The sequence below is a fragment of the Paenibacillus sp. An7 genome (assembly GCF_009870785.1).
Classification (GTDB): Bacteria; Bacillota; Bacilli; order Paenibacillales; family Paenibacillaceae; genus Paenibacillus.
This window is the reverse complement of record NZ_WTWX01000001.1, coordinates 400,724-423,238: the sequence shown is the minus strand read 5'-3', so window position 1 is coordinate 423,238 and position 22,515 is coordinate 400,724. Positions and strand designations below refer to the sequence as shown.

The following is a 22,515-nucleotide window of genomic DNA, read 5'->3' as shown; positions in this document are numbered from 1 at the left end:
GGTTTGCGTGCCGGCTTTTTTTAAAAAATTTGAGAATCTACTTATGACTTTTATTCGAGTATTTTTTTAAAATTAAATTCATGAATAACGCGGAAATCGAAGGAATGAGCAGATGGACTCCAATTGCAGAAATAAGAAGCCCATTCCATGCTCCCACGATGAGACCAGCAACAATGATAATAATTGAAACAATAAAGATTCTTCCAAATACCGTTTTGTTCCTGTCTTTCTTCGTGTTCCTTGTCATATCAATGCGGTGGAATAAAAATGATAAGAGGATCGAACATGCGACTAGTAGCAAAACGAATTCGAGTTCCAATAAGCCACTCCCGTTCTATTTATTATAAATAATAATCGATGGTGGTACCATTTTAGAATGTTTATACATAAGAGGTCAAGGATGCGTTTACAAACATGCTATAATGACGGATAGTTAATTTTTCCATCTGGAGGTTTATGCAGTTATGACTTTGTTCTTATCCATCCTGCTTAATAACGTAATTCCTCTATTTTTCGTCATGACGATTGGATTCATTGTCCAGCGAACCAGAGGACTCGATATTAAGACACTATCGAATATCAATTTCTATATTTTATCACCTGCCGTTGTTTTTAATCTCTTATACTCAACGGACATTTCAATGGCTTTGTTTGGACAAGTGATGGGCTTCTTTGTTCTGTTTATGCTCATGCAATATCTCCTTTGTTCCCTTGTGATTAGACTCCTCAGACTCGAAGGGGGAATGCCGGCGGCGATGAGGAACAGTGTATTATTTGCCAATAGTGCGAACTATGGACTCCCTATTAATGAGCTAGCTTTTTCGGGTAATCCGTTAACACTCGGAGTTCAGGTAATTATCCTGATGCTTCAGTCGTTTTTACCCAATACCTATGGAATTTACAGCGTAAATGCCCACCAGGTGAATAGAAGAGCAATCTTGCGAACCATTGCCGGTCAACCTGTTATTTATGCGATTCCGCTCGCATTTTTACTCCGTATTTTCGGGGTTGAGCTCCCAAGTACGATTCAAATCCCGCTTCATTATTTGTACGCTGCCTTTATCGGGATGGCACTTCTAACACTTGGTGTACAGCTGGGAGCTATGAAATGGACATTTGCAAAAAAGGGGAGTCTAAGCGTAGCCATCTCGGTCGCCATGAGACTTATTGGGGGTCCTCTATTAGCGGCACTCACGGTGCTGCTTCTTGGAATCGATGGGCTGGTTGCAAAAGCGCTTATCGTATCATCCTCTGTACCGACTTCGCTTAGCAGTATGATTCTGGCTGTTCAGTTTGACAATGAACCAGAATTTTCATCTCAGACGGTCTTTTTTTCGACACTTCTGAGTACGCTGACAGTAACAGGGACGATTGCGATTTTAAACATCTAACTGAGTTTAAATAATAAGGACTTGAGGTATTTACCTTATTTATCCATATTTTATATAATCGAGGGGAACCGTAAATACCCAGTACATCTGCTATGCTATCAAGTCATTAATCTTGTCTTTATGAGTGTGAAGATGGGAAGGAGTGAAGCTAGATGCAAAAGATTGGGGTTATTGTTATCCATGGTCTCGGCCTCCAGAAGAAGGAGTTCGCGCTCAAGTTCATGAAAAAACTAGATAAGGCGTTTGCCGGTATGATGAATGCTCCTTCCTCCAATCCATATATTGATGTTGAACCTGTGTATTGGGGAGATGTTTTTGGTGAAGATGAGGAAAGGATCTATCGTGATTTGGTTCTGAATAAAAAACTGCGATTCAAAAAACTTAGAAGATATTTAGTATATTATCTAGCCGATGCTGTTGCCTACCAGCCCGTAGATACGAACGGACAGAATTATGACGCGGTCCATCAATCCATTAGTAATGCACTCCACCGTTTATCCAAGCGTATAGGTAATACGGCTCCCCTTTTCGTTGTTTCCCATAGTTTAGGCACTGTGATTGCTAGTAATTTTTTCTACGATCTGCAGTTTACTTCAAGGCATTTTCCTGGAATTATAGATATAACTTCTCCACTGGAACGGGGAGAAACGCTGACTCATTTTTATTCACTCGGAACTACGTTGCCTCTCTGGAGCCTTCGTTATCGTGACTTTAGCAAACCGATTCGTGTTCCTTCATTAGGAGGGGAAGAATTGTATCCTGGTCTGGAAGGAGAATGGGTTAACTTTTACGACAAAGATGATATTTTGGGTTATCCCCTTCGAGAGATTGATCCGGCTTATGAGAAGGCAGTTAAGGCAGATGTGAATATTAATGTTGGAAATCTGTTTACTTTTTGGAATCCATTATGCCACACCAGTTACATGAAAGATAAAAAAGTCGTGAACCATATTGCAGATCGGCTTGCAGTCGCCTATCGTTATATTAATACTGAATAACTTATCAGAAATTTATAAAAGGAAAAGCAATGACAAGGTTTCTGAAAGAGAAGCCCGGGTCATTGCTTTTTTTGTATACTGCTATTTTCTTATTCTTATTCAGCCGCTCCTTGGTTTAACGAAGCCCTATACGGCATCGATTTACGTTTATCACGTAACATGAGATAGAAGAAAGCAGAAGCACTCACATAGAGGAGACCTGTAATCGTAAAAGTAACAGCATATCCCTTATAGCTGCCAAAGGCAGTCACAAAATAAGATTGAACAGGGCCCATCGTAGCCCATCCGATCATAAAGGCGGTCTGCATGAGAGAATTAGCAATCCCTCTTCTTTTTTCAGACACATGATCAATTAATAGAGAAGAAAAAATAGGATTTGCTGCATTCATCAAAGCTTGTCTAAACAGAAAACTCACGGATGCCATAACAAGCGAATAGGTGTATCCGGTTAATAATAGAAATGGAAGAGAGAGAATTTGGAATATAACGACTGCTTTTACCGGTCCGACTTTGTTAGCGAGCGAAGGACCAATCATCATCGATACGATGGTCATGATTTGTCCAAGCGAGATTAGGATACTCATCAGACTAAGGCTGATACTGAATCTGTCGGTAAAGTATAGGTTTAAGTAAGGGACGACAAGACCTGAACCTGTTCCGATTAACAGTTGGGTAAAGAAAAACAAACGGATGAATTTCCAATCCGAAGCAGTAGATTTTTGATTATGTATTTCTATTTTTGATGCTGAGTCAAGATCAAGCTGTTTAGGAATCAGGGCAGGCTGCTTATTATGTATAGCGGATTCTCTAACCAAAAATAACGGTAACGTGCCAAGAACAGTAGCCATTCCGCCTGTAAGAAGTACATACTGCAAGCTTACTATACTGCTCATTCCTGCTGATTTCAGTACATCCGCGAGAATGCCTCCGCCAAGACTTCCGATAACTTGGGCTGCAAGTACAAGCGAGGCATGAATACTAAACAATCGTAGTCTGTTGTCTTTCGTTACATTGGCTGCTAGGAAAGGAATAGCCAGTACTTGAAAGAAGGAAGCAAATAAACCAGAAGAAGCAGCAAGAAAGAGGATACTGGCTTCACCCTCCACAAAAGAGCGTCCCATAAACGTCATTCCACTAAACAACGCCCCCATAATGAGGATCGGTTTGCGGCTCATCTTGTCTCCCAACAGCCCGATGGGAATAAACAGGAGTGCAGTAGCAATAGACTGAATACTAATGACCCTGCCGTTCATCGAGACATCAAACCCCAGATCTTGAATGTACAAATTATAGAGAACGGAAAACATCCCACCACCCATCTGATAAAGAATATTAGCAAGGAAAAAAAGCTGGATATTACGAGGCCAGCTTGTAATCTCTGCTTTGATATTGCGCATAAGTGTCATGTAGAATCCTCCTGTCTTTTCTATTAAGAACTGGAAGAGGAGGAAAGTCAAGGTTTACGAAAGGGTGAGGAATATGGATATCATCTATCCAGCGAGACTTAATCCTGGAGATCTGATAGGAATTACCGCACTAGCCAGTTATGCAGATCCAGTAGAAATGCTAAGGAGTACAGAATATTTTACTCAAATGGGTCTAAGAGTGGAAATCGGTCAAAGCCTATTTCGTGAGTATGGTTACTTAGCAGGGACGGATGAAGAAAGGGCTAGAGAATTAAACGATATGTTTCAGAATCCAGAGATCAAGGCCATTATATGTGCGCGCGGGGGGTACGGGACAGCCCGAATTGCGGATTTGCTTGATTATGATTGTATTAAGCACAACCCGAAAATTTTCTGGGGGTTCAGTGACATCACTTTTTTACATCAGGCGATATATAAGAATACGGGGCTTATTACTTTTCATGGTCCAATGCTGTCATCCTTAAACAATCGTTCGCTGCATCCTCTTACTCTAGCGGGATTTCAGCAGCTGTTCTCGCCTATAGTGATGGAGTATACGGAAGAGATTTCTACACTGACTTCCATTGTGGAGGGGACAGCAAGCGGTGCCGTTGTGGGCGGGAACTTGTCGCTCATCGTATCGAGTCTCAGTACACCTTATGAAATTGATACGCGGAACAAACTTCTGCTCATCGAAGAGATTAGGGAAGAACCTTACCGAATAGACCGAATGCTGAGACAATTACTGCAAGCTGGAAAACTGACGGAGGCTTCAGGTATTATTGTGGGAAATTTTCATGCATGTGTGCCAAATACGGATCAATCATCATTTACTTGTGAGGAAGTTATAAATGACTACTTAAAAAAAGCAAATCGGCCTGCGCTGGCAGGTTTTGATATTGGACATTGTTCCCCGAATATTGCAATTCCACTGGGTCTCGAAGCAGAACTCTCTATAGAAAAGAAAACACTCCTATGGAAGAGGCCAGCTGTAATTTGATTAAATTCGTGCTTTTTTGCTCATGAAGAAGGAAAAAGAAGCGTCCATAGCATATCTATATAGATAATAACGTAATGCCCGTTAGAGATTTACTTAGATTTCTGTACGAAAAGGGGGAGAGTAGAGTTAAAGATCAATTTGCAAGAGAGGTTGGGTTAATGAAGCCCTATGAACTAGAGCAGTTTGTAGGGTTTGTATTGCAAGCGTGTAAAACAGAGCAAGAAGAAGATGGAACTCACGGTATGATGCTTGCTGAGAAAATAACTAGTGAGTGGAGTGACGCGCTTGTAAAGTCGCAGGTTCGTTCTTTCTCAGAAGAAGGGGCTCCAAAGTATATTCATATTGCCCCGAGCTCATCAGCTGAAGGTTTGCTCAAAGTTTCTTTATCAAAAGCAGGGGTGCCACGGAACTATGTGGTGTTTAGTATAGAGGATAATCTCTCGATTGGACCTCTCTCGGATCTCATGGGACGTCAAGAGGAAATGGAAAGAATGATGTGGCTAACAAATGAGCTGGGTCACGAGTGTTTTCTTTTCCACCGCCATAATTATATTTCTTCCATTCAGCCTGTTTTGAAGCAAATTCCTGCTGATAAAGTAATTACGATCTGGATTGGAAATACGGCTCATGAGCAGATTTTTCTAAGACTCATGCTCTATATCCTGCGAGACGTACAGGCAGAAGTAAGAGTAATCAATGCGGTAGATTCATTTCATATGGTAGAGAGTGAAGATGCGAAGGGAAAGAGTTCTGCAGAAGGAGAAGAAGAATTGCCGCTCATGGCATTCGGACAGATGGACACCATTAAAGTAGTGCCACTCATTCTTGATGAGCGTCCTTATTTGCTGTCAGATGAAGAGAAAAAAGAATATGCTAGAGAATGGCTTCAGCTTTCAAGAAGAGAAGAGAACCTTCGGATTTGGAGGCAGGGCGAATTTCAGTTTCTGCCGATCGATGCTTATGATGAACGAATCATGAGCGTAATTAATGAGGTTTATAACAGTATAGATACCATCGATGAAAACGACAAGAAAGGGGACTACATTAAAGCAGGACATATTGCAGGAATCTTAATGAAACAGTATCCTGAACTCATGGATGCTATGTTCTTTGAATACCGAATAAGAGAACTCATTGGTAAGAGAAGACTTGATTTTATAGGAGCACCTACTGCTCTCTATCGCTTTTATATCAAACCGACAAAATGAATTGAAAAAGAGGTGGACAGCCCTTGACCAATCAGCATGTACATATCATGTTCGGGATGGAAGAACAAGGAATATTGAAAGCGGCTCTTCACAAGGCAGAGATAAGGCATAACCATAAAGTGATTTCATTTAATGACTGGTTTGCTTTTGGACCGCTAAAGCAGCTTCATCTTAAAGAAGGAGAGAAGACACGGACTCGCTGGCTATCCGCTCGGTTATCAAATTATGAGCCATTGTATACCTACAATCCAGATCATCAAACGGGAAGAGTGGTAGAGACGATTCAATCCCTGTCAGAGGATACGAATGTAACCCTATGGCATGGGAATCATGCACACGATCAAATCGGTGTTAGGTTTGTACTTTCGCTCCTTAGAGATCGGAAAATGAATATGAAGCTTGTGAATCCAATCCAGAAGGAATCTAACATGGAAGGTAATATTCATACGAATCCCGTAAATTTGTCACAACTGAAAGCTTCGGAGTATATTCCGTTTCTACATAAAATGGATGAATTCAATTGGATTACACAAGAAGAAATAGATGCGTTTGTATTAGACTGGGAGCAGATTTCAAACGATCCTGCCCTTTTTCGGATATGGGAGAATGATCATGTAAGATTATGTGCAGAGGATGCACTGGATCAAGATCTGCGGAATGTAATCATAGAACAGTCTTCTTTATATCCAGATCAGTATGTACCTGCTTCTAAAGTAGTCAGTGAAGTCGTAAGAAAAAGAGAAGGTTACTCACTTCGCAAAGATTTTTTAGAGTATCGCCTGCGTTCACTTATTCAAGAGAAACAGCTTCTTTTTAAAGGAGCACCAGGTCAGCTTCATCGGTATCGTGTGAAATGGGAAATGGAGGATGTAATTTAAAGCTCACGTTCGCATACACTTGTATTGGTAAGCTTCATTTAATGAGGTGGTGATGCCTAATGGAATGCAGGACAGGTTGTGGTGCTTGTTGTATCGTGATCTCTATTACTTCTTCCATTCTCGGGACGCCAGATGGTAACGGGCGAAATCTTACCTATATAATGAATGAAAAAGCGCTGGAAGCCGTTAGGCTGATCCGGCGTTTTTTTTGTCGTGCAGAAAGAGATAACATCCACAATTCTCTCACAACGTGAACCATTGTTTGTTTATTTACATATATATTATGTATCTGTTATACTACAAATATAACAGATACATAGGTTAGATACATAAAAAGAAATGGAGGTGCAAATCGTTCATGATCATTGAACTTGATATGCAATCAGATATACCGATCTACACACAGCTGACGAATCAGATTATTGAAGGAATCGCCAGCGGCAGTCTAAAGCCGGGAGAAGCGTTACCTTCTGTACGGAGCCTGGCATCAGATATCGGCATTAATCTGCATACCGTAAACAAAGCTTATCAGCTTCTTAAGCAAGAGGATTATATCCACATTCATCGCCAGAAAGGGGTCGTTGTGAATCCAAACGGTATGCCTGAGGCCAATCAGGAATTCAGTGATAAACAAAGTGCACAGATTAGACCACTGATTGCTGAGGCAATTTTAAGAGGGGTTAGCCTAACGGAAATGAAGGAAATGCTAGAGCGAATATACCGAGAGATTGAGCCGCCTGTGAATAAAGCAGATCATAAAAAGGAGTGATAGGCATGCCTGGAATTTATTTTGTCCTTCTGATTACGTTGTTTTTACCGATGGTCGTTCTTACATCATTCATTCCTTACTTTACAAGACAGACCGAAAGTTTTGGAATTACGGTAAGTGAAGAAGTGTTCCACAGTGCTGATTTGAAAAGGATGCGTAAAAGGTATGCGGCTAGCAATTTTGTAATCCAAGCGATTCTTGCGGTAATTGCCATGGCAATGTCGGTTAGGAATTCGGATTCTGCTAACGTTTCGGCCATGTGGATTATGATCTATGTGCTCCTAAGTATTGTTACACAGTTTTTAACCATGATTTACTTTCATAAGAAAATGAAAGAATATAAAGCGGAACGGTTAACGGATATGATCATGCCTCAAGTGAAGTTAACGATTGATATGAACTTCCGTAAGCAGAAACTGGTGATCTCTAAAAAGTGGTATTTGATTCATGCGGTTCTGATTATCGCGACTTTTATTTTCACACTAGTGAATTACGATCTGTTTCCTGACAAAATTGTGACGCAATATGATTTCCAGGGAAATCCGACAACGATTAAAGACAAGTCGATCGGTACTGTATTTATGCCAGTTGTTATGCAGATTATGATGACTCTGCTGTTTATGTTTATCAATACGGTCATTTACCGTAGTAAACAACAGGTAGATACAGAGCACCCAGAAGTGTCTTTGGAGAAAAATCGGATCTTTCGGCTTCGAAATTCGGTCTTTAATTTATTTGCTTCCCTGATGATTATTTTGCTGTTTAGCTTTATGCAGCTCCAAATGTTATATCCAGTAGATCCGGTCATATTAGCTGCTGTCTGCATTTCCGTCGTTGTTCTAATCCTAGCCGGTACAGGTATTTTATATGTCACGACAGGTCAGGGAGGAAGCAGAGTCAAATCGCCTGTGGCACCTTCTACAAAACCACCTCGTGATGATGATCAGAACTGGAAGCTCGGGATGTTTTATTTTAATCCTCAGGATCCTTCCTTGTTTGTAGAAAAGAGAATGGGGTATGGGTGGACGATTAATCATGCAAGACCCTTGGCCTGGATTATTCTTGTTGGAATCATTGGGTCAATCGTGCTTGTAAGTGTCCTATTATAAATAAGCTATTTTATGAGTGTTTCATTCGTCCAAAAAATAGTAACTCTTCATAAATAGAAGTTAGTTTCAAACTCTGTAGACAAACTTGGTAGTGAGCCGGGTTTGTCTACTTTTATGTCAAAACTCATAGACATTAGATATAGAGTAACAATTTTATAGTAGATAACCGATATATACATAGGAAGAAAAGTCTAGTATGACTAGTCCGCGTTTTAAGAACTAGTCTGTTAAGTAAGCTTACAAGATGAAACTTTACAGAATTTTTGGGAGGCAACACTAGAAATGAAAGAAGAAACAAAGCTTAACACACAAACAGTGAAAAATGTAATATGGAATGAAATGAATGGTTTTTATGAAGTGGATTCTACAAATCAACAAACGCTTGAGTTTGAGAAGTATCTAGATTCTATTCCTGTTCAAGATTATGCACTCGTCATCGATGCAACGAAATTAAAAACCTTCAAACCGGAAATTCTTCCAATCCTTGAATATGCATACGGCTTCTATCGCCGCTTTAAAACTGTAATTATTATTGAACCTGAATTTGTATCTGCGGGAATTCAGCTGAAAAGGATTGCTAAAAAAGTCCCAGATTGCAATGTCCAATTCTTGAAGACCGAAGACGAAGCTAAAATCCTTCTTAGACAAGAAGGGTGGAATGTATAGTGGCTACTGTAAAGATAAAGAAGATATCGGTATACCATCCTGAGAAATCCTATTCCAATCAAGATTTAGTGGAGGGTATAGAAAACGGACACAAGCTTGTTGGGGCCTGGGAAGCAGTGGGTAAGGAGCGTAGATATAAGGCGGATGAGCATGAGAATACGCTAACTTTGGCAATAGAGGCAGCACAAAAAGTGTTAGCTGAGTCAGGGATCGCGGGCAGCGATGTAGACATGATTGTCGTTTCTTCTGGTACTCATGAATATCAATTGCCAACGGATGCTGCTTTGGTTCATCAAGCGATTGAAGGGAAAAACAAATGTATCATCTATGATCAGAACACAAATTGTGTCGGTATGGTCGTAGCCTATGACCAAGTATGCAGAACTATGATAAGTAATCAGAAAATTAAGTATGCCCTGCTTATTGGATCGGAAACACTGGGACACTATTATCGCGACAGTGACTTCATCTACGAAGGGGTTGCTGGTGATGCTGCCTGCGCTGTAATTTTGGAAAGAGTAGAGGATGACAGTGTTGGGTTCATGGACTCTGAATACTTCACAGACTCATCGAACGCTATGGATCTTAAGTTTCCTGCAGAAGGGTTAAAGAAAGCAGTTCGTGACCAAGGTGATAATAAAGTTTCTGTAAAAGCAGATTATGGTGTCGAAGTTGCCTATCCAGAAGTGAAATCTATTATTTCGACACTGTTAGTGGATCATGAAATTAAAAGTGAAGATATATCAGGCTACTTTGTATCTCAGCTCAATATCAGTGTAATAGAGAACATAGCAAAAGATCTTCAAGAAGATATGAAAAAATTCAAATACATAGGTAATCAGTACGGTTATACAGGGACGACAAGCCCTTTTATTGCATTACATCATGCGATAGAAGATGGGGATGTAACTACCGGTGATCACATTGTCATGTGGTCCGTAGGTGCAGGTGTAACTTCAGCAGCCGTTCTCTTGAAGCTATAACATGTAATACGATTAGAGATATCAGACGAGAATAGTTAATGATAACCCCTTATTTTTGCTTGCTAAACAGCATAGCTTATTAAATAGAGCAAGAGCAGTCGGTATGTAACCGCGGCTCTTGCTCTATTTAAAGCTGCTACTTTTAAACTCTTACATTTACTTTGTTTGCCCTTCTCCAATTTGAGAATTTCCCACATTTTGATTGTGGATTTCTTCTAAATAATCAATTTCCCTTACCGTATTACCTCTTGCGTCTACATAAAAATACTTATTAATAGAAGTACCATAGACCGCATCTTTGTTAGATACCTTAAGGATACCGTCTTTCCCGATTGGGAAAATAGTTTATTTCCAGCTGATTTACTGCAACCTACAGCGACTAGAGCAAAACAGATCACTATTAAAAAAATGATAGTTTCTTCATATATTCACCCCGTACGGTTGTTAAAAATCGTAGAAAACTTTCTGGTAGACAGTTCGCTCGTATCTCTCTTCATAAAAGAGCAGATACGAGCTTTTTGATAAACCCTATTTTTGTTAGCGGCGAGTCTGTTCTTCAATCACGCGTTCAATCTGTTCAGCAATGTGGGAAGCACCTTGAGCAATGTCAGCACGATCGAAATAAAGACGAATATGACGTTCATCCAAATCAAAAGCTTGTTCAAAAAATCCCATGAGGCCTCTTGCTCTCCGGTCAACCTCCACAAGCACATGGATACCTTCTTCATCCAGATTCATCATGAGTTCCAGCTCATGAACACGGCCAGTGAACCGGGAACTTGGATAATATTCGAACTCCTGGACGAAAGGAACTCCGCGGCCGAGCTTAGTAGCATGTTCACAAGTAGAGGATTTGAAATGGAATCCTAAATACTCAACAGCTTCAAATACCGCATCCATATAGAAGTGAGGCTCTACTTTAATCTCATCATGATCTGTTGGATCAATGGCCATTTCAATATCAAGCCCTGTACTTAGCCATACAGGCTGTCCGTCATATGTAACAGGTGTCTCAAGAGGGAGCGGAAAACTAAATGGAATCTCTAATTTTTCTCCACTGCGAAGAAGCAGTTGTTCCGAGACATCAAAGCAGGCTAGTGTATGTTTGTATTCCGATTTTCGATCGTTTTGTTCTCTTATATAGCGTGTCATCAGCTGAATGTATATACGTTCAATTTCTTGATCCACGTGACCACCTTGTATGCGAACGACACCTTTCACCGTTTCACCGGGAACATAAGATACTTTCTCGAGTAAAGTGTCAATCTCAGCAGAACCGATGCCTACCTTTGCAAGTATTTTGTTAAAAAAAGACATAAATGATAAGCCTCCTTATGGATATATATGGTTAATTCTATTACGTATCAGATCCCCCCTATGTTTCACCTATTGATACAGCTATATAATACCGATCGCACTGTTATGAAACCGAGTACTTTGTAAATTACGCAGAATGATTTTGTTTTCCTCGTTTTTTGAGATATACTGCTATATGTAGTATGCACCAAGATTTGATAGAAACCACCCATTATACCTAACAAGGTATGATAGATTCGTAGAAGTTACCGGAGGTATCATCATGCAGTTAATTAATAAGGCATTGGTACAAGAACAGCTGGACCAATATGCAAACGAAGACTTATATCTTCATATGGAACTTACAATGGGCGCTTATGCAGCCCATAATGATAGCTCGAAGCATCCTGCTTCGAACTTTATTAAGAATATACCCGTTCAATATTCAAAAGGTACGATTGAAGGAGATACTTACTATCGTGTAGGTTTAAAGATTAACGATGGATGGGTATACACGGAAGGTCTTACTCACTGGGAAGAAAATGAAGAAGGACGTGTACTGCTTGCAGGTCATGATGCAGAAGGACGCCTCATCGTATCTTTGCTGCTTAGCAGAACACTGTTTTAGAAAGAGGGGTTCTTTATGGAACAAAAACGTATTCTAGTTGTATTACCGCATCCGGATGATGAATCTTTTGGTATGTCAGGGACGCTTGCTAAATTGATTAATGAAGAAGGGGCAGTGGTTACCTATGCATGTCTCACACTCGGTGAGATGGCTCGAAATATGGGGAATCCGCCCGTTGCTAACCGTATTACACTGCCGGCGATTCGCAAGGAAGAACTCAAAGAGTCTTGCCGTGCGATTGGCATTCAAGACTTAAGAATGCTTGGCTTCCATGATAAAACGATAGAATTTGAAGATCGTGACCTTTTGGATGGTACGATCTCAGCACTGATTGAGGAACTGAATCCATCCATCATCTTTACGTTCTATCCGGGGTACAGCGTACACCCAGACCATGATGCTACAGGAGCTGCTGTGGTGCGTGTGGTTGAAGCGCTCGAAGAAGACAGACGTCCAGCTATTCAGTGCGTTGCTTTCTCGAATGGTCATAGAGAAGCACTCGGCGATCCGGATGTATCTTATGATATTCGGAATTTTAAACTGAATAAAGTGAAGTCAATTCAGGCTCACAGCTCACAGTTCCGCATTTTGTCCGGAGATTCTCTCTTGAAAGATAAACAGTTCCAAAAACGCTTGGAGACGGAATATTTTTGGACTTATCCTGTAAAATAATGATTCAGTAAAGAAGGTATTCTAAACCTTTCTTTATCGTATGTCTAAGCATGTCAAAACCTCCTGCCGAGTTAAGGCAGGAGGTTTTTTCGTAAGCTTACCTATCAGGAGGTAGGCGCATCAAGCAGGTGAGACCATTTCTGGATCATGGCCGGAGAAGCTTCAACGGTAAGTTTTGTACCGTCTTCCTCATAACGGGTTGATTTTACATACGCATGTTCATGTAGATAAGAGACGATCTGATCTTCACCATAAGGAATGGTGACCTCGACTTCTTTATAGTGGCCAAAGATAGCACCGCGGATCGCTTGCTCCATTTCCTCAAGACCGGCCCCCGTCTTGGCAGAAACGAGAACAGCAGGCTGCTGAAGATCTTTAGATTCAAGCGGAAGCATTCGAAGATCGGTTTTGTTATAGGCATAAATAACTGGGATTTCATCTGCTCCTAGCTCTCGAAGTGTTGTACTTGTAACCTCAATGAGCTGCTCCGCATCCGGATTAGCACTATCTACGACATGGATTAGCAGATCTGAATCCAGTACCTCTTCCAAGGTCGAACGGAAAGCTTTGACTAAATGATGGGGCAGCTTGCTGACAAATCCGACGGTATCGGTGAGAAGGAAACTTTTCCGATCTGCAAGTTCCAGCTTTCTAACGGATGTTTGTAAGGTAGCAAACAGCATATCTTTTGCAAAAATAGCCTTATCCTCGGAAGCATGATGCTTCTGCAATAGAGCATTCATAAGACTTGATTTGCCCGTGTTGGTGTATCCTACAAGGCTGACTACCGGAATTTCTGTTTTCTGCCGTCGTCTTCGCTGGGTCTTTCGCTGTGAGACAAGCAATTCAAGTTCCCGGCTGAGTTCGGTAATCTTATCCTCTATACGGCGCTGAGACAGTTCTAGCTTTGTTTCACCAGAGCCTCTATTCTTGGTGCCAACACCGCCTCGCTGTCTGCCTGACGAAGAACGAATACCAGATAAACGGGGCAACACATATTGTAATCTGGCGAGTTCTACCTGCAGCTGAGATTCTCTTGATCTTGCACGTTCGGCAAATATATTTAAAATGAGTGTCGTTCGATCAAGAACAGATGCCTCTAGTCTTTTCTCCAAATTGCGAACTTGGGAGGGGGAAAGTTCGTCGTTAAAAATAATAATATCCACCTCTAGTGTATCCAGGAGCCTCGCCAGTTCTTCAATTTTACCCGTACCTAGATATAAGGAAGGATGTATTCGCTCCGCTTTTTGCGTAATGACAGCCTCCACGGATATATGACATGCGTCAGCCAGATTTGCGAGCTCCTCCATAGAATAATTAAAATCTTCCTGTCCCTTGCGCTCAAGACCCGCAATAATTGCTTTTTCTTTCATTATTTGTTCCATTTAGTTGTCCTCCTTAGGTTTGAATATCAAAAAAACACAGGCGGACTGCTGCCTGTGTTACGCATGAGAACTCGGCGGACATAGAACAAGTAGGTTCAAAAAGCATCAAATTCTACAAAGCCATATTCTGACCAGATCGTAAATATCCAGCCGCCAAAAAATATGGAGAGAAAAATCGCTTTCTCATAGAGACCAGCCTGCGCTGAATGGCTGAATCCCTAAAGAATCATTTTTGAATACCAAAATAAATTAGATCGAATCCGAGTCCTCTGTCCGTACACAGTAGACAGAGTCTTTGCCTATTTAGTTAGCAGGGGCAAAAGAAAATCTCACTCGAATCCAATTCAAAATCATTCCGGTATCCCTCCGTTCCTAAAGTTAGGGTTATCTTAGCATAACAAAAACAAAGACAGCAAAATAAAGGATAGATATAATCATTTTTTACCTGATCAGCTTGTCCTTTTATTTTTGTAAGAAAGCCATCTTTTCCTTACCATCCGCATACATATGTTCATAAAGGAGCGTGATAGGGAATGGAATTATTACTACATCGTTATTTTGAATTGAAACAGCGAAAGAAAGCAATAGATGAAGAATTGTCAGTACTTCGGGATGAGATTCTCCTGGTGATGAAAGAAGAGGGTGTGAATCTAATCGATGCAGGAGACTATACGGCCAAGCTCGTAGGCCAATCCAAAAAAGAATATGATGATGATAAACTATATAAAGCACTCCCGGATGCAGACGTATGGAAGCTGATTTCAAAAGCAGATCATGCCAAAATTGCTGCACTGCTAAAACTAAAAGTGATTTCAGAGGAAAGCATTGAGCATACGTATGATACGAAAAAAACGGAGCTTTTGATCGTGAATAAAATATAAGTATAACGACAAGGGCGATCCATATAAGGACAAGCCGGAAGCGGCAAAGAAGCAGAAGTGTGGTACGATAGTAACAACAAGAACAGTCAGAAAGCGGCAGGTGGCTTTATTTTATGAAAAATTTATTAGTAACCGGATATCGGGCTCATGAACTCGGTATTTTCAACCAAAAACATCCCGGCATTCCTTTTATCAAGCAGGCCCTTCGTTCCAAACTAGTCCCGCTGATTGAGGATGGAATTGAGTGGGTCATTACACCCGGACAGATTGGGATTGATCTCTGGGCCTCTGAAGTTGTCATTGAATTAAAAAAAGAGTACCCACAGCTCAAATTATCCATTATTTCAGCCTTTGCTAATCCGGAAGAAAACTGGTCGGAGGATAAAAAAACATACTACGAAGAAATTAAACGCCATGTGGATTATTATGGTGTGGTGAGTAAACAGCCTTATATCGGTCCTTGGCAGTTTGCTGCGAGAGACGAACTGTTATTTCGGAAAACAGATCATTTACTGCTTGTGTATGATGAAGAGAGCGGCCCAGGAAGTCCTAAATTTGTGAAGGAAAAAGCACTTAAAAAGCAGCAAGAAGATGGATATGGCATCACCATCATTCATTCTGAAGATATCCAGAACATGGCTGATGAAATGACTGGTTTCTATGAAGAAGGAGAAACAGACTGGGCGGAATAAATAGGCGGTTTGGTGTATTTAGCATCCATTCGTTGACACTGATAATCATTATCGTCTAGTATGATGATATAGGTAATGATATTAGAGAGGGTGTTTAGATCATGTTGGTCCAACTTCGTAAAATTACGGTAAAAGAAGGTTTCAGTGAAAAGATTGTAGAACGTTTCGGTAAACCAGGCGGACCGATGTCCGAGATTCCAGGCTTTATTGATCGATCGGTGATGGTGAAGAAAAACCGTAAAAAAGGGGAAGAAACAGAAGAAGTAATCGTCATGATCCGCTGGGAATCAGAGGAAGCATGGAAGACTTGGGAAAAGAGCCCTGCTCACATAGAGGGTCATCGGAACAAACGAAATCAGGAGAAACCAGACTATTTGCTAGATACCGAAGTATCCATGTATCTCGTGAAAACGCCTGAACAGGTGGAAGTGTAATCATCTATCTACATAATCACAAGTAAGGCCATACGAAACATGGGACATAGGTATCTTCTCTATTATTAATATGTTATAATTTCCCACATGATATGCTAGCGTAATGGGGTGAAAGAGTGCATATTTTATGGGAAAATATCTTGATTACGTTAATCCCGGTTGTTTGTGTCATTGGATTTATTGTGTATGTATTGATACCGCCAAAAAGAAAATAAGAAGCGAATAAGAACTCTATCGATCTTCGGATTGATAGAGTTCTTATCGCTTCTTGAGTTTTTCGTCCAAGCAAGCAGTAGACCCCATCATATGATATAAGGGAGGTGATAAATCATGGTTAAAATATTTATAGACCCTGGTCACGGAGGGTCTGATTCAGGGGCGCTGGGGTATGGTCTGAAAGAAAAAGACCTAACCCTTACGATCGCTACTCGAATTCGTTCAATACTGCTCGCAGAATATAGTGACGTATCTATTTTAATGAGCCGTATGAAGGATGAAACCGTGACTCTGACACAGCGTACCAATGCAGCGAATACGTGGGGAGCCGATTATTTTTTATCAATACACATTAATGCTGGCGGAGGTACAGGCTATGAGGATTTTGTATATCCGGGATCGAGCACACGTGCCGTAAACTACCAGACGAATATGCATAATGAAATTATGAAGTTAAATACACTTACTGATCGAGGGCAAAAGACGGCAAACTTTCATGTACTAAGGGAATCCCGTATGCCTGCCATCTTGACGGAGAATGGGTTTATCGATACCAACAGCGATGCAGCACTGCTTAAATCCGCTTCACATCTCGATTTAGTTGCTCGCGGTCATGTGAATGGACTCGTTAAAAGTTTTAATCTAACAAAGAAAGTGACTACAGTACAGCACACAGTTGTTAATGGAGATACAGTCTATGCTTTAAGTCTGCAATATGGGAGTACAGTACAGCAGATCAAAGAGTGGAATAAACTGGACAGCAGCTTTACCATTCATGCGGGTCAGGTTCTGCGAGTGAAGTAATGTTAAAGGTACTAGTAGCTGTTGGGCACGCTGTTGGCAAAGAGCCAAACAGGTGCTTTTTTTGATTTTAGTTACATAGATGGGAATAATGGCGCATTATAGTATAATGTTAGAAAATGGAACTTTTAGGAGGGGGCTGCTTGTCCGCATCGCATCATCAGCGTATTTATTGTGTACATTGTAATGCTGAGATTGAATCAAGGTATGATCTCTTGGTGAGCCTGTCTTTTTTTTCGTTATCTGCCTATCACACTTCTTGTTATGCAGAAGTCTCAAAAGGCCAATCTATTTTTATTAGCAATAGCCCGGTGAATGGTGCAGAATTTAGTTGGACTTCTGTTTTTGCCTTTCTTTTAGGAATGATTCTCTTATTTATTCCGAAAGGAGAAATAGGGGGTTCAGGAATGTGGAGCCTGAATGTGATCTTGTTACTTCTCCCGTTTGCGCGGGTATCTTCTTGGTACATTTATGAGCGGCATCTTGATAAGTAAAAGGTGGAGGATGTTTGAGAATTGATCAAAGCCACCCAGCACAAAACGGGGAATGAACTTGTCTCCATCGTGAATAACAATCCTATTTTTTATTAAATAAATTAGAGTAAAGTCTGCCCATTAACTGATCCGTTAGCGGGCTATTTTTCATCTATATGAATGAAGCTGAAAGTGAGCGTCACAGAATAGTAAGATTTTATGGAACAAAAAAGGTGTAAAGTAGCCCTAAAGGGTCATTTTAGTTATAGAATCACTGCTTTATCATTATAAAGTGAGTAGGTAACATCATGAATATTGTTTTTCGAGAGGGACGATTGATTATGAATAAAAGATTGCCGAAATGGTGGCCTTTTGCCGCCATTGGGTTGGTCGCTGTAATCATCTTGGCAGGGGCTTTGTTTATGTTTAGCGGAAAGGAAATTATGCCGTCTGCTGGAGGGAGCGGGCAGGCAGAAGAACTCGAAGGATATGAAGTGATTACCGTTCAGATTAAATCAGACGGTTTCTATCCAGATAAGATTGAGGTAAAACAAGGAGTGCCGACCAAAATTAATTTTAGAAAAGATACCTCCCTCACATGCATTACGGATGTTGTGTCCAAAGATTTGGATATGCTGAAATATTTGGAGAAAGGTGATAACTACTACACCGTCGATACCACACTGGATCCAGGTTCTTATTCTTTTAATTGCGGAATGTATATGTATTACGGAAATATTACAGTAATCTGACACAAAGTGACCTTATCTAATAAATGTGCAGAAAAGAATAGATAAAAGGACTGTTGCCTGATAGGTACAGTCCTTTTATCATATAATAGAGTAGCTCAGGCTCATCTATGTATTATTTTTCGTATTAACCAGATCACAAAGACAAGAGCTGCAATGAGCAAAATGAGTCCAGGTATACTTATATTAATCATAATTGTAACCACCCCTTATCATAATATATAGTAAAAAAATCATTCCATTAAATGTAAACATATAAGAAATGAAAAGTAAATCTCAATTAAAGGCGGGAATCTAACCATGAGTACATATAAAAAGCTAAAAGTAACGGTCATCGGAAGTTCTTCCATGGATCTCGTAGTCACGTCAAGTAAACGTCCTGTCGCAGGTGAAACGGTACTAGGTGAATCTTTTCAAGCGGTACCTGGAGGTAAAGGAGCTAATCAGGCTGTAGCTGCTGCAAGACTTGGAGCAGATGTTTATATGATAGGACGTGTCGGTGATGACACGTATGGAGAAGCCATTTTGGACAATTTTAAGCAAAATAATGTAATTACCGACTATGTACAGCCGGTTGCTGAGATGGAGAGCGGGACAGCCCATATCATTTTGGCTGAAGGGGATAACAGCATTATCGTAGTAAAAGCAGCTAATAATGAAGTGACCCCTGCTTATATCGATCAAGTCGCTGAAGTGATTCGCACCTCGGATATCGTACTTATTCAGCAGGAGATACCCGAAGAAACCGTAGAACATGTAGCGGAAATCTGTAAAGAATCAGGTGTACCTCTTGTCCTCAATCCGGCTCCAGCAAGGAAAATAAGTCCAAAGCTCATTGAAGATGCTGCTTATATTACGCCTAATGAACATGAAGCACAGATGATGTTTGAGGGAGAGAATATTCAAGATTCTTTACGTAAATACCCGAATAAACTTATCGTAACGGAAGGAAAGAAGGGAGTTCGTTATTATGATGGCGAACAAGAAGTAGTGGTCCCTGCTTTTATTGTGGAAGCGGTAGATACAACGGGTGCAGGCGATACATTTAATGCGGCATTTGCAGTGGCATTGGCAGAAGGAAAGTCAATCAAAGACAGCATCTCCTTTGCTAATCTAGCAGCTTCTATATCAGTAACCAAATTCGGAGCGCAAGGCGGAATGCCGTTTCGTCATGATTTAATATAGATTTTACACGAAACGGGTGATAGGGGAATAAGAGCATCGTATACTAAACTAGGTTCTAGACTAGAATACTTTGATAACTTATTTCTTCTATCTTGTGAGGAAGGTGCGGATTTTATGAAAAAACCGCTGATTATTGCCCACCGAGGGGCAAAAGGGGAAGCTCCAGAGAATACAATAGCTGCTTTTGAACTTGCTTTGCAGCAGGGCTGTGACGCCTTTGAACTTGATATTCATCTATCCCAAGATGGAGAAATCATGGTTATTCATGATGACACTGTCCATCGTACGACAAATGGAAACGGGTATGTAAAAGAGATGACTAGGGCAGAACTTCAGCAGCTGGATGCCGGATCGTGGTTTGATTCAGCTTATGAGGGAGAATCGATCCCTACACTAAGGGAAGTATTTGAGCTCGCTCCTCGTCATCTGATGATTAATGTTGAAATTAAGGGCGGAATTTCCGAAGGGGTGGAAGAAAAATTGGTAGCCCTCCTAGAAGAGTATGACCTCTATGATCATGTTGTCGTATCTTCTTTTCATTTTGATAGCCTCCGTACTTTGGAAAAATTGAATTCAAAAGTAAAAACGGGCCTATTATATGCTCAGAATTTCACTCGCCCTGAGTTATTACCAACTACTGCAGGAGTGAGTGCTTTTTCTTTGCATCCGTATTTCATTCATTTAGAAGAGACAAATTTTAGATCGGTACAGAAGGAAGGAATGCAAATGTATGCTTGGACGGTAAATGAAGAAAGCGTGATGCTGAAATTGTTAGAAAAAGGAATCGATGGCATCATTACCGATTACCCTGGCCGATTAAAAAAAGTAATGGAAGAAAAGAGAGTTGACTGCTGAGCCCGCAACCCGGCGGGCAGTTATATACAAAAAGAGAGAAACCTACTCCTCCGTAGATTTCTCTCTTTTTTTTGGATTCGAAAGCGCAGAATAATTACGACGGTAAGTGGATGACAGCCACATATGCTGCGCTTCCTGATTATCGCTTTTCTTCTTCATCCTGTTCCTCATCCGTAATCTCCTGTTCATCTTCGGTAAGATTAGAAATCGTTATTGAATCCGGGTTTTTGGTCCAATCAATCTGTTCAAATCTCGGATCCGGTTCAACAATAGAATCAAAACCGGCACCGCGGTCTGTTTTGTCATCATGCATTTTATTTTCACCCTTTCCGTTTGGATAGTTTCACCCAAAATTTTCGTAATTATGTATCATTACCGCATGAGGATCAGAGTGAAACAGATATCTGTAGGGTACAGATTGTGATTATGATAAGAAAAGTCCAATGGCACAGGCACCGCGAAGTTTCCTGTAATCTAATAAGATATACCCTGGCTGAAAGGAGGCGAAGTAAATGGAACTGCATGAATTAAAGGGCGGGTATGATGTCTTCTATAGTCTCGGCCATAACTGTCTTCCTGCAAGCCAGCTGAATCACAGTAAAATCCGTAATATAGCTGGAGTCATCGACTGGATGATGTCCCCTCATTTATCAGGAGTGAGTGCACTACTGCGCGATCGATTTCATCATGTCATGCTATGGGATAATCTCAGGTATCATGGGGCAAGTTCGGATTCAGGCTGTTATGTTATCCGGGACGCTGCCTATGATCTGTACTCTGTTCATGATTTTCCAATGGAAGATAACGATCCCGATATCCTTGAAAGCTATCCAGGCTTGAAGCAAAAGCTAGACTATAGGGCCAACCGATTCTTGCAGCTTATGCAGAGCGGCAAACGAATCTTTTTTTTACGAACGGAAGCTACTTTACATGAAACGGAAGAGTTAGTACAAGTTCTAGATGACCTCGTGGCAGGTGAGTATAAATTACTGGTTGTGAATCACGCGCAGGTACCTTATATCGTTCAGATTGATTATCAACTGCCTAACGTTTGTGCACTGCTCATCCCAGAGGTAGCAAATATATTTCAAGATAACCACACCTTATGGCGAACTATTCTGGGAGGAATTTATAATACCATGACCAACGAAGAAATAAATGCTTATCTATTACAAAATTACAACACATGAAAAATTCACATTAATCAATAAAAGTTTCTAGTTCCTTTTGATATAAGCATGACTACTACTTTACCTATTTCGTACTTTACCTATCTGGAAAAAAAGAAAAACATCCGGTTCATGAACCGCAGTCCATGGTCAACCGGATGTTTCTATTCGTGCTATAAAGTGATTACTGAATCCTGAGATAACGAGGCTTGTACATCAATAATTCGCTGATTTCGGCTTCCGCGAAAAAGAAGCATGGTATCTTTCAATTCCATTTGAAAAGGACCATCAATGATGACATCACAAAGCTCAGCAAGCGTGCGCATGTCTGGGTCCTGCAGCAGTTTTTCATAGACAAAACCGGTGTAAGCCCAAAGGGTTTTTCCTGGACAAAGTTCCTTATACTTCCGAATAAAATCGGTGCATGCAGGAGCAGAGAAGAAAGGATCTCCCCCGCATAAGGTCAGCCCATCAAGTAATGGGTTGTCCGCAATTTCCTGGATGATACGCATCTGTTCTTCTTCCGTAAAAGGTTTACCTGCTCTAAAGTTCCAGGAGGAGGGATTAAAACAGCCGGGACATGCATGCTTACAGCCACTTATAAAAACAACAGCCCGAAGACCCGCGCCTTCATTAATAGATTCTGGAATATAACCGCAGATATGCAAAGG

The 22,515-nt window shown here is 40.8% G+C and carries 28 protein-coding genes; 21 read left to right on the top strand and 7 right to left on the bottom strand.

Going from position 1 to position 22,515, the window contains the following annotated elements; translation table 11 throughout:
• Nucleotides 1-37: 37 nt before the first annotated feature.
• Entirely contained in the window at nucleotides 38-319 is a 282-nt protein-coding gene (locus GQY27_RS01895; RefSeq protein ID WP_160031813.1) for a YesK family protein, read from the bottom strand.
• Between the two features lie 145 nt (nucleotides 320-464).
• On the opposite strand from GQY27_RS01895, the gene GQY27_RS01890 reads away from it, so the two are divergent.
• Nucleotides 465-1,391 (top strand): AEC family transporter, encoded by a 927-nt coding sequence (locus tag GQY27_RS01890; RefSeq protein ID WP_160031812.1) that lies wholly within the window; start codon nucleotides 465-467, stop codon nucleotides 1,389-1,391.
• Nucleotides 1,392-1,543: 152 nt separating this feature from the next.
• The gene (locus GQY27_RS01885; RefSeq protein ID WP_160031811.1) at nucleotides 1,544-2,389 is read left to right on the top strand and encodes a chemotaxis protein; all 846 of its coding nucleotides are present in this window, start codon (nucleotides 1,544-1,546) and stop codon (nucleotides 2,387-2,389) included.
• A 95-nt stretch (nucleotides 2,390-2,484) separates the two neighbouring features.
• Here the strand turns inward: GQY27_RS01885 and GQY27_RS01880 are convergent, their stop codons facing one another.
• On the bottom strand, nucleotides 2,485-3,795 hold the full coding sequence (locus tag GQY27_RS01880; protein ID WP_160031810.1) for an MFS transporter: 1,311 nt from the start codon (nucleotides 3,793-3,795) through the stop codon (nucleotides 2,485-2,487).
• A gap of 73 nt (nucleotides 3,796-3,868) precedes the next feature.
• On the opposite strand from GQY27_RS01880, the gene GQY27_RS01875 reads away from it, so the two are divergent.
• The 8 genes from GQY27_RS01875 to GQY27_RS01840 all read left to right on the top strand — a co-directional run bounded on the left by GQY27_RS01875 (nucleotide 3,869) and on the right by GQY27_RS01840 (nucleotide 10,408).
• Entirely contained in the window at nucleotides 3,869-4,795 is a 927-nt protein-coding gene (locus GQY27_RS01875) for a S66 peptidase family protein (RefSeq protein ID WP_160031809.1), read from the top strand.
• A 158-nt stretch (nucleotides 4,796-4,953) separates the two neighbouring features.
• Nucleotides 4,954-6,003, top strand: a complete 1,050-nt coding sequence (locus tag GQY27_RS01870; protein ID WP_160031808.1) for a DUF1835 domain-containing protein — start codon at nucleotides 4,954-4,956, stop codon at nucleotides 6,001-6,003.
• 23 nt (nucleotides 6,004-6,026) lie between these two features.
• On the top strand, nucleotides 6,027-6,881 hold the full coding sequence (locus tag GQY27_RS01865; RefSeq protein WP_160031807.1) for a DUF1835 domain-containing protein: 855 nt from the start codon (nucleotides 6,027-6,029) through the stop codon (nucleotides 6,879-6,881).
• 59 nt (nucleotides 6,882-6,940) lie between these two features.
• Nucleotides 6,941-7,135 (top strand): hypothetical protein, encoded by a 195-nt coding sequence (locus GQY27_RS21430; protein ID WP_201450659.1) that lies wholly within the window; start codon nucleotides 6,941-6,943, stop codon nucleotides 7,133-7,135.
• Between the two features lie 104 nt (nucleotides 7,136-7,239).
• Nucleotides 7,240-7,650, top strand: coding sequence for a GntR family transcriptional regulator (locus GQY27_RS01855; RefSeq protein ID WP_160031806.1), 411 nt, complete (start codon nucleotides 7,240-7,242; stop codon nucleotides 7,648-7,650).
• A gap of 5 nt (nucleotides 7,651-7,655) precedes the next feature.
• Nucleotides 7,656-8,759, top strand: coding sequence for a DUF1648 domain-containing protein (locus GQY27_RS01850; protein WP_160031805.1), 1,104 nt, complete (start codon nucleotides 7,656-7,658; stop codon nucleotides 8,757-8,759).
• A 282-nt stretch (nucleotides 8,760-9,041) separates the two neighbouring features.
• Entirely contained in the window at nucleotides 9,042-9,425 is a 384-nt protein-coding gene (locus GQY27_RS01845) for a hypothetical protein (RefSeq protein ID WP_160031804.1), read from the top strand.
• Complete coding sequence (locus GQY27_RS01840; RefSeq protein WP_160031803.1) at nucleotides 9,425-10,408, top strand: 3-oxoacyl-[acyl-carrier-protein] synthase III C-terminal domain-containing protein; 984 nt, start codon at nucleotides 9,425-9,427, stop codon at nucleotides 10,406-10,408. The genes GQY27_RS01845 and GQY27_RS01840 overlap by 1 nt, the downstream gene beginning before the upstream one ends.
• A 156-nt stretch (nucleotides 10,409-10,564) precedes the next feature.
• On the opposite strand, the gene GQY27_RS22040 is transcribed toward GQY27_RS01840, so the two are convergent.
• Nucleotides 10,565-10,741 (bottom strand): hypothetical protein, encoded by a 177-nt coding sequence (locus tag GQY27_RS22040; protein ID WP_442950872.1) that lies wholly within the window; start codon nucleotides 10,739-10,741, stop codon nucleotides 10,565-10,567.
• A gap of 204 nt (nucleotides 10,742-10,945) precedes the next feature.
• Nucleotides 10,946-11,725: a sporulation protein gene (locus GQY27_RS01835; protein WP_160031802.1), complete on the bottom strand. Its 780-nt coding sequence runs from the start codon at nucleotides 11,723-11,725 to the stop codon at nucleotides 10,946-10,948.
• A gap of 262 nt (nucleotides 11,726-11,987) precedes the next feature.
• Here GQY27_RS01835 and GQY27_RS01830 point away from each other — a divergent pair, with 262 nt between their 5' ends.
• Both GQY27_RS01830 and bshB2 read left to right on the top strand, forming a co-directional pair.
• On the top strand, nucleotides 11,988-12,332 hold the full coding sequence (locus GQY27_RS01830) for a YojF family protein (protein ID WP_160031801.1): 345 nt from the start codon (nucleotides 11,988-11,990) through the stop codon (nucleotides 12,330-12,332).
• A 15-nt stretch (nucleotides 12,333-12,347) separates the two neighbouring features.
• The gene (bshB2, locus tag GQY27_RS01825) at nucleotides 12,348-13,004 is read left to right on the top strand and encodes a bacillithiol biosynthesis deacetylase BshB2 (RefSeq protein WP_160031800.1); all 657 of its coding nucleotides are present in this window, start codon (nucleotides 12,348-12,350) and stop codon (nucleotides 13,002-13,004) included.
• Nucleotides 13,005-13,108: 104 nt separating this feature from the next.
• Here the strand turns inward: bshB2 and hflX are convergent, their stop codons facing one another.
• Nucleotides 13,109-14,389, bottom strand: a complete 1,281-nt coding sequence (gene hflX / locus GQY27_RS01820; protein WP_160031799.1) for a GTPase HflX — start codon at nucleotides 14,387-14,389, stop codon at nucleotides 13,109-13,111.
• 533 nt (nucleotides 14,390-14,922) lie between these two features.
• Here hflX and GQY27_RS01815 point away from each other — a divergent pair.
• The 8 genes from GQY27_RS01815 (at nucleotide 14,923) to GQY27_RS01780 (ending at nucleotide 20,675) form a co-directional block, all read left to right on the top strand.
• Nucleotides 14,923-15,270: a hypothetical protein gene (locus GQY27_RS01815; RefSeq protein ID WP_160031798.1), complete on the top strand. Its 348-nt coding sequence runs from the start codon at nucleotides 14,923-14,925 to the stop codon at nucleotides 15,268-15,270.
• A 113-nt stretch (nucleotides 15,271-15,383) separates the two neighbouring features.
• The gene (locus GQY27_RS01810; RefSeq protein WP_160031797.1) at nucleotides 15,384-15,962 is read left to right on the top strand and encodes an SLOG family protein; all 579 of its coding nucleotides are present in this window, start codon (nucleotides 15,384-15,386) and stop codon (nucleotides 15,960-15,962) included.
• Between the two features lie 101 nt (nucleotides 15,963-16,063).
• Nucleotides 16,064-16,396 (top strand): antibiotic biosynthesis monooxygenase family protein, encoded by a 333-nt coding sequence (locus GQY27_RS01805; RefSeq protein ID WP_160031796.1) that lies wholly within the window; start codon nucleotides 16,064-16,066, stop codon nucleotides 16,394-16,396.
• 330 nt (nucleotides 16,397-16,726) lie between these two features.
• Nucleotides 16,727-17,416 carry an N-acetylmuramoyl-L-alanine amidase gene (locus tag GQY27_RS01800; RefSeq protein WP_160031795.1) on the top strand — a complete coding sequence of 230 codons (690 nt, stop codon included), beginning with the start codon at nucleotides 16,727-16,729 and terminating at the stop codon, nucleotides 17,414-17,416.
• A gap of 140 nt (nucleotides 17,417-17,556) precedes the next feature.
• On the top strand, nucleotides 17,557-17,907 hold the full coding sequence (locus tag GQY27_RS01795) for a hypothetical protein (protein WP_160031794.1): 351 nt from the start codon (nucleotides 17,557-17,559) through the stop codon (nucleotides 17,905-17,907).
• A 320-nt stretch (nucleotides 17,908-18,227) separates the two neighbouring features.
• Nucleotides 18,228-18,638 carry a cupredoxin domain-containing protein gene (locus GQY27_RS01790; RefSeq protein WP_160031793.1) on the top strand — a complete coding sequence of 137 codons (411 nt, stop codon included), beginning with the start codon at nucleotides 18,228-18,230 and terminating at the stop codon, nucleotides 18,636-18,638.
• Nucleotides 18,639-18,935: 297 nt separating this feature from the next.
• Entirely contained in the window at nucleotides 18,936-19,820 is an 885-nt protein-coding gene (gene rbsK, locus GQY27_RS01785; RefSeq protein ID WP_160031792.1) for a ribokinase, read from the top strand.
• 114 nt (nucleotides 19,821-19,934) lie between these two features.
• On the top strand, nucleotides 19,935-20,675 hold the full coding sequence (locus tag GQY27_RS01780) for a glycerophosphodiester phosphodiesterase (protein ID WP_160031791.1): 741 nt from the start codon (nucleotides 19,935-19,937) through the stop codon (nucleotides 20,673-20,675).
• Between the two features lie 139 nt (nucleotides 20,676-20,814).
• Here GQY27_RS01780 and GQY27_RS01775 read toward each other — a convergent pair whose 3' ends face one another.
• Nucleotides 20,815-20,988, bottom strand: coding sequence for a hypothetical protein (locus GQY27_RS01775; protein WP_160031790.1), 174 nt, complete (start codon nucleotides 20,986-20,988; stop codon nucleotides 20,815-20,817).
• Nucleotides 20,989-21,187: 199 nt separating this feature from the next.
• Here GQY27_RS01775 and GQY27_RS01770 point away from each other — a divergent pair, with 199 nt between their 5' ends.
• Nucleotides 21,188-21,865, top strand: coding sequence for a DUF1796 family putative cysteine peptidase (locus tag GQY27_RS01770; RefSeq protein WP_160031789.1), 678 nt, complete (start codon nucleotides 21,188-21,190; stop codon nucleotides 21,863-21,865).
• A 152-nt stretch (nucleotides 21,866-22,017) separates the two neighbouring features.
• On the opposite strand, the gene nrdG is transcribed toward GQY27_RS01770, so the two are convergent.
• Nucleotides 22,018-22,512, bottom strand: a complete 495-nt coding sequence (gene nrdG, locus GQY27_RS01765) for an anaerobic ribonucleoside-triphosphate reductase activating protein (protein WP_160032032.1) — start codon at nucleotides 22,510-22,512, stop codon at nucleotides 22,018-22,020.
• Between the last annotated feature and the right edge of the window lie 3 nt (nucleotides 22,513-22,515).

What these genes read in the sequence shown, in the direction of transcription:
- GQY27_RS01890 (WP_160031812.1), top strand. Translation starts at nt 465, where the DNA reads ATGACTTTGTTCTTATCCATCCTGCTTAATAACGTAATTCCTCTATTT.
- GQY27_RS01885 (WP_160031811.1), top strand. Translation starts at nt 1,544, where the DNA reads ATGCAAAAGATTGGGGTTATTGTTATCCATGGTCTCGGCCTCCAGAAG.
- GQY27_RS01880 (WP_160031810.1), bottom strand. Translation starts at nt 3,795, where the DNA reads ATGACACTTATGCGCAATATCAAAGCAGAGATTACAAGCTGGCCTCGT.
- GQY27_RS01875 (WP_160031809.1), top strand. Translation starts at nt 3,869, where the DNA reads ATGGATATCATCTATCCAGCGAGACTTAATCCTGGAGATCTGATAGGA.
- GQY27_RS01870 (WP_160031808.1), top strand. Translation starts at nt 4,954, where the DNA reads ATGAAGCCCTATGAACTAGAGCAGTTTGTAGGGTTTGTATTGCAAGCG.
- GQY27_RS21430 (WP_201450659.1), top strand. Translation starts at nt 6,941, where the DNA reads ATGGAATGCAGGACAGGTTGTGGTGCTTGTTGTATCGTGATCTCTATT.
- GQY27_RS01855 (WP_160031806.1), top strand. Translation starts at nt 7,240, where the DNA reads ATGATCATTGAACTTGATATGCAATCAGATATACCGATCTACACACAG.
- GQY27_RS01850 (WP_160031805.1), top strand. Translation starts at nt 7,656, where the DNA reads ATGCCTGGAATTTATTTTGTCCTTCTGATTACGTTGTTTTTACCGATG.
- GQY27_RS01845 (WP_160031804.1), top strand. Translation starts at nt 9,042, where the DNA reads ATGAAAGAAGAAACAAAGCTTAACACACAAACAGTGAAAAATGTAATA.
- GQY27_RS01835 (WP_160031802.1), bottom strand. Translation starts at nt 11,725, where the DNA reads ATGTCTTTTTTTAACAAAATACTTGCAAAGGTAGGCATCGGTTCTGCT.
- GQY27_RS01830 (WP_160031801.1), top strand. Translation starts at nt 11,988, where the DNA reads ATGCAGTTAATTAATAAGGCATTGGTACAAGAACAGCTGGACCAATAT.
- bshB2 (WP_160031800.1), top strand. Translation starts at nt 12,348, where the DNA reads ATGGAACAAAAACGTATTCTAGTTGTATTACCGCATCCGGATGATGAA.
- hflX (WP_160031799.1), bottom strand. Translation starts at nt 14,389, where the DNA reads ATGGAACAAATAATGAAAGAAAAAGCAATTATTGCGGGTCTTGAGCGC.
- GQY27_RS01815 (WP_160031798.1), top strand. Translation starts at nt 14,923, where the DNA reads ATGGAATTATTACTACATCGTTATTTTGAATTGAAACAGCGAAAGAAA.
- GQY27_RS01810 (WP_160031797.1), top strand. Translation starts at nt 15,384, where the DNA reads ATGAAAAATTTATTAGTAACCGGATATCGGGCTCATGAACTCGGTATT.
- GQY27_RS01805 (WP_160031796.1), top strand. Translation starts at nt 16,064, where the DNA reads ATGTTGGTCCAACTTCGTAAAATTACGGTAAAAGAAGGTTTCAGTGAA.
- GQY27_RS01800 (WP_160031795.1), top strand. Translation starts at nt 16,727, where the DNA reads ATGGTTAAAATATTTATAGACCCTGGTCACGGAGGGTCTGATTCAGGG.
- GQY27_RS01790 (WP_160031793.1), top strand. Translation starts at nt 18,228, where the DNA reads ATGAATAAAAGATTGCCGAAATGGTGGCCTTTTGCCGCCATTGGGTTG.
- rbsK (WP_160031792.1), top strand. Translation starts at nt 18,936, where the DNA reads ATGAGTACATATAAAAAGCTAAAAGTAACGGTCATCGGAAGTTCTTCC.
- GQY27_RS01780 (WP_160031791.1), top strand. Translation starts at nt 19,935, where the DNA reads ATGAAAAAACCGCTGATTATTGCCCACCGAGGGGCAAAAGGGGAAGCT.
- GQY27_RS01775 (WP_160031790.1), bottom strand. Translation starts at nt 20,988, where the DNA reads ATGCATGATGACAAAACAGACCGCGGTGCCGGTTTTGATTCTATTGTT.
- GQY27_RS01770 (WP_160031789.1), top strand. Translation starts at nt 21,188, where the DNA reads ATGGAACTGCATGAATTAAAGGGCGGGTATGATGTCTTCTATAGTCTC.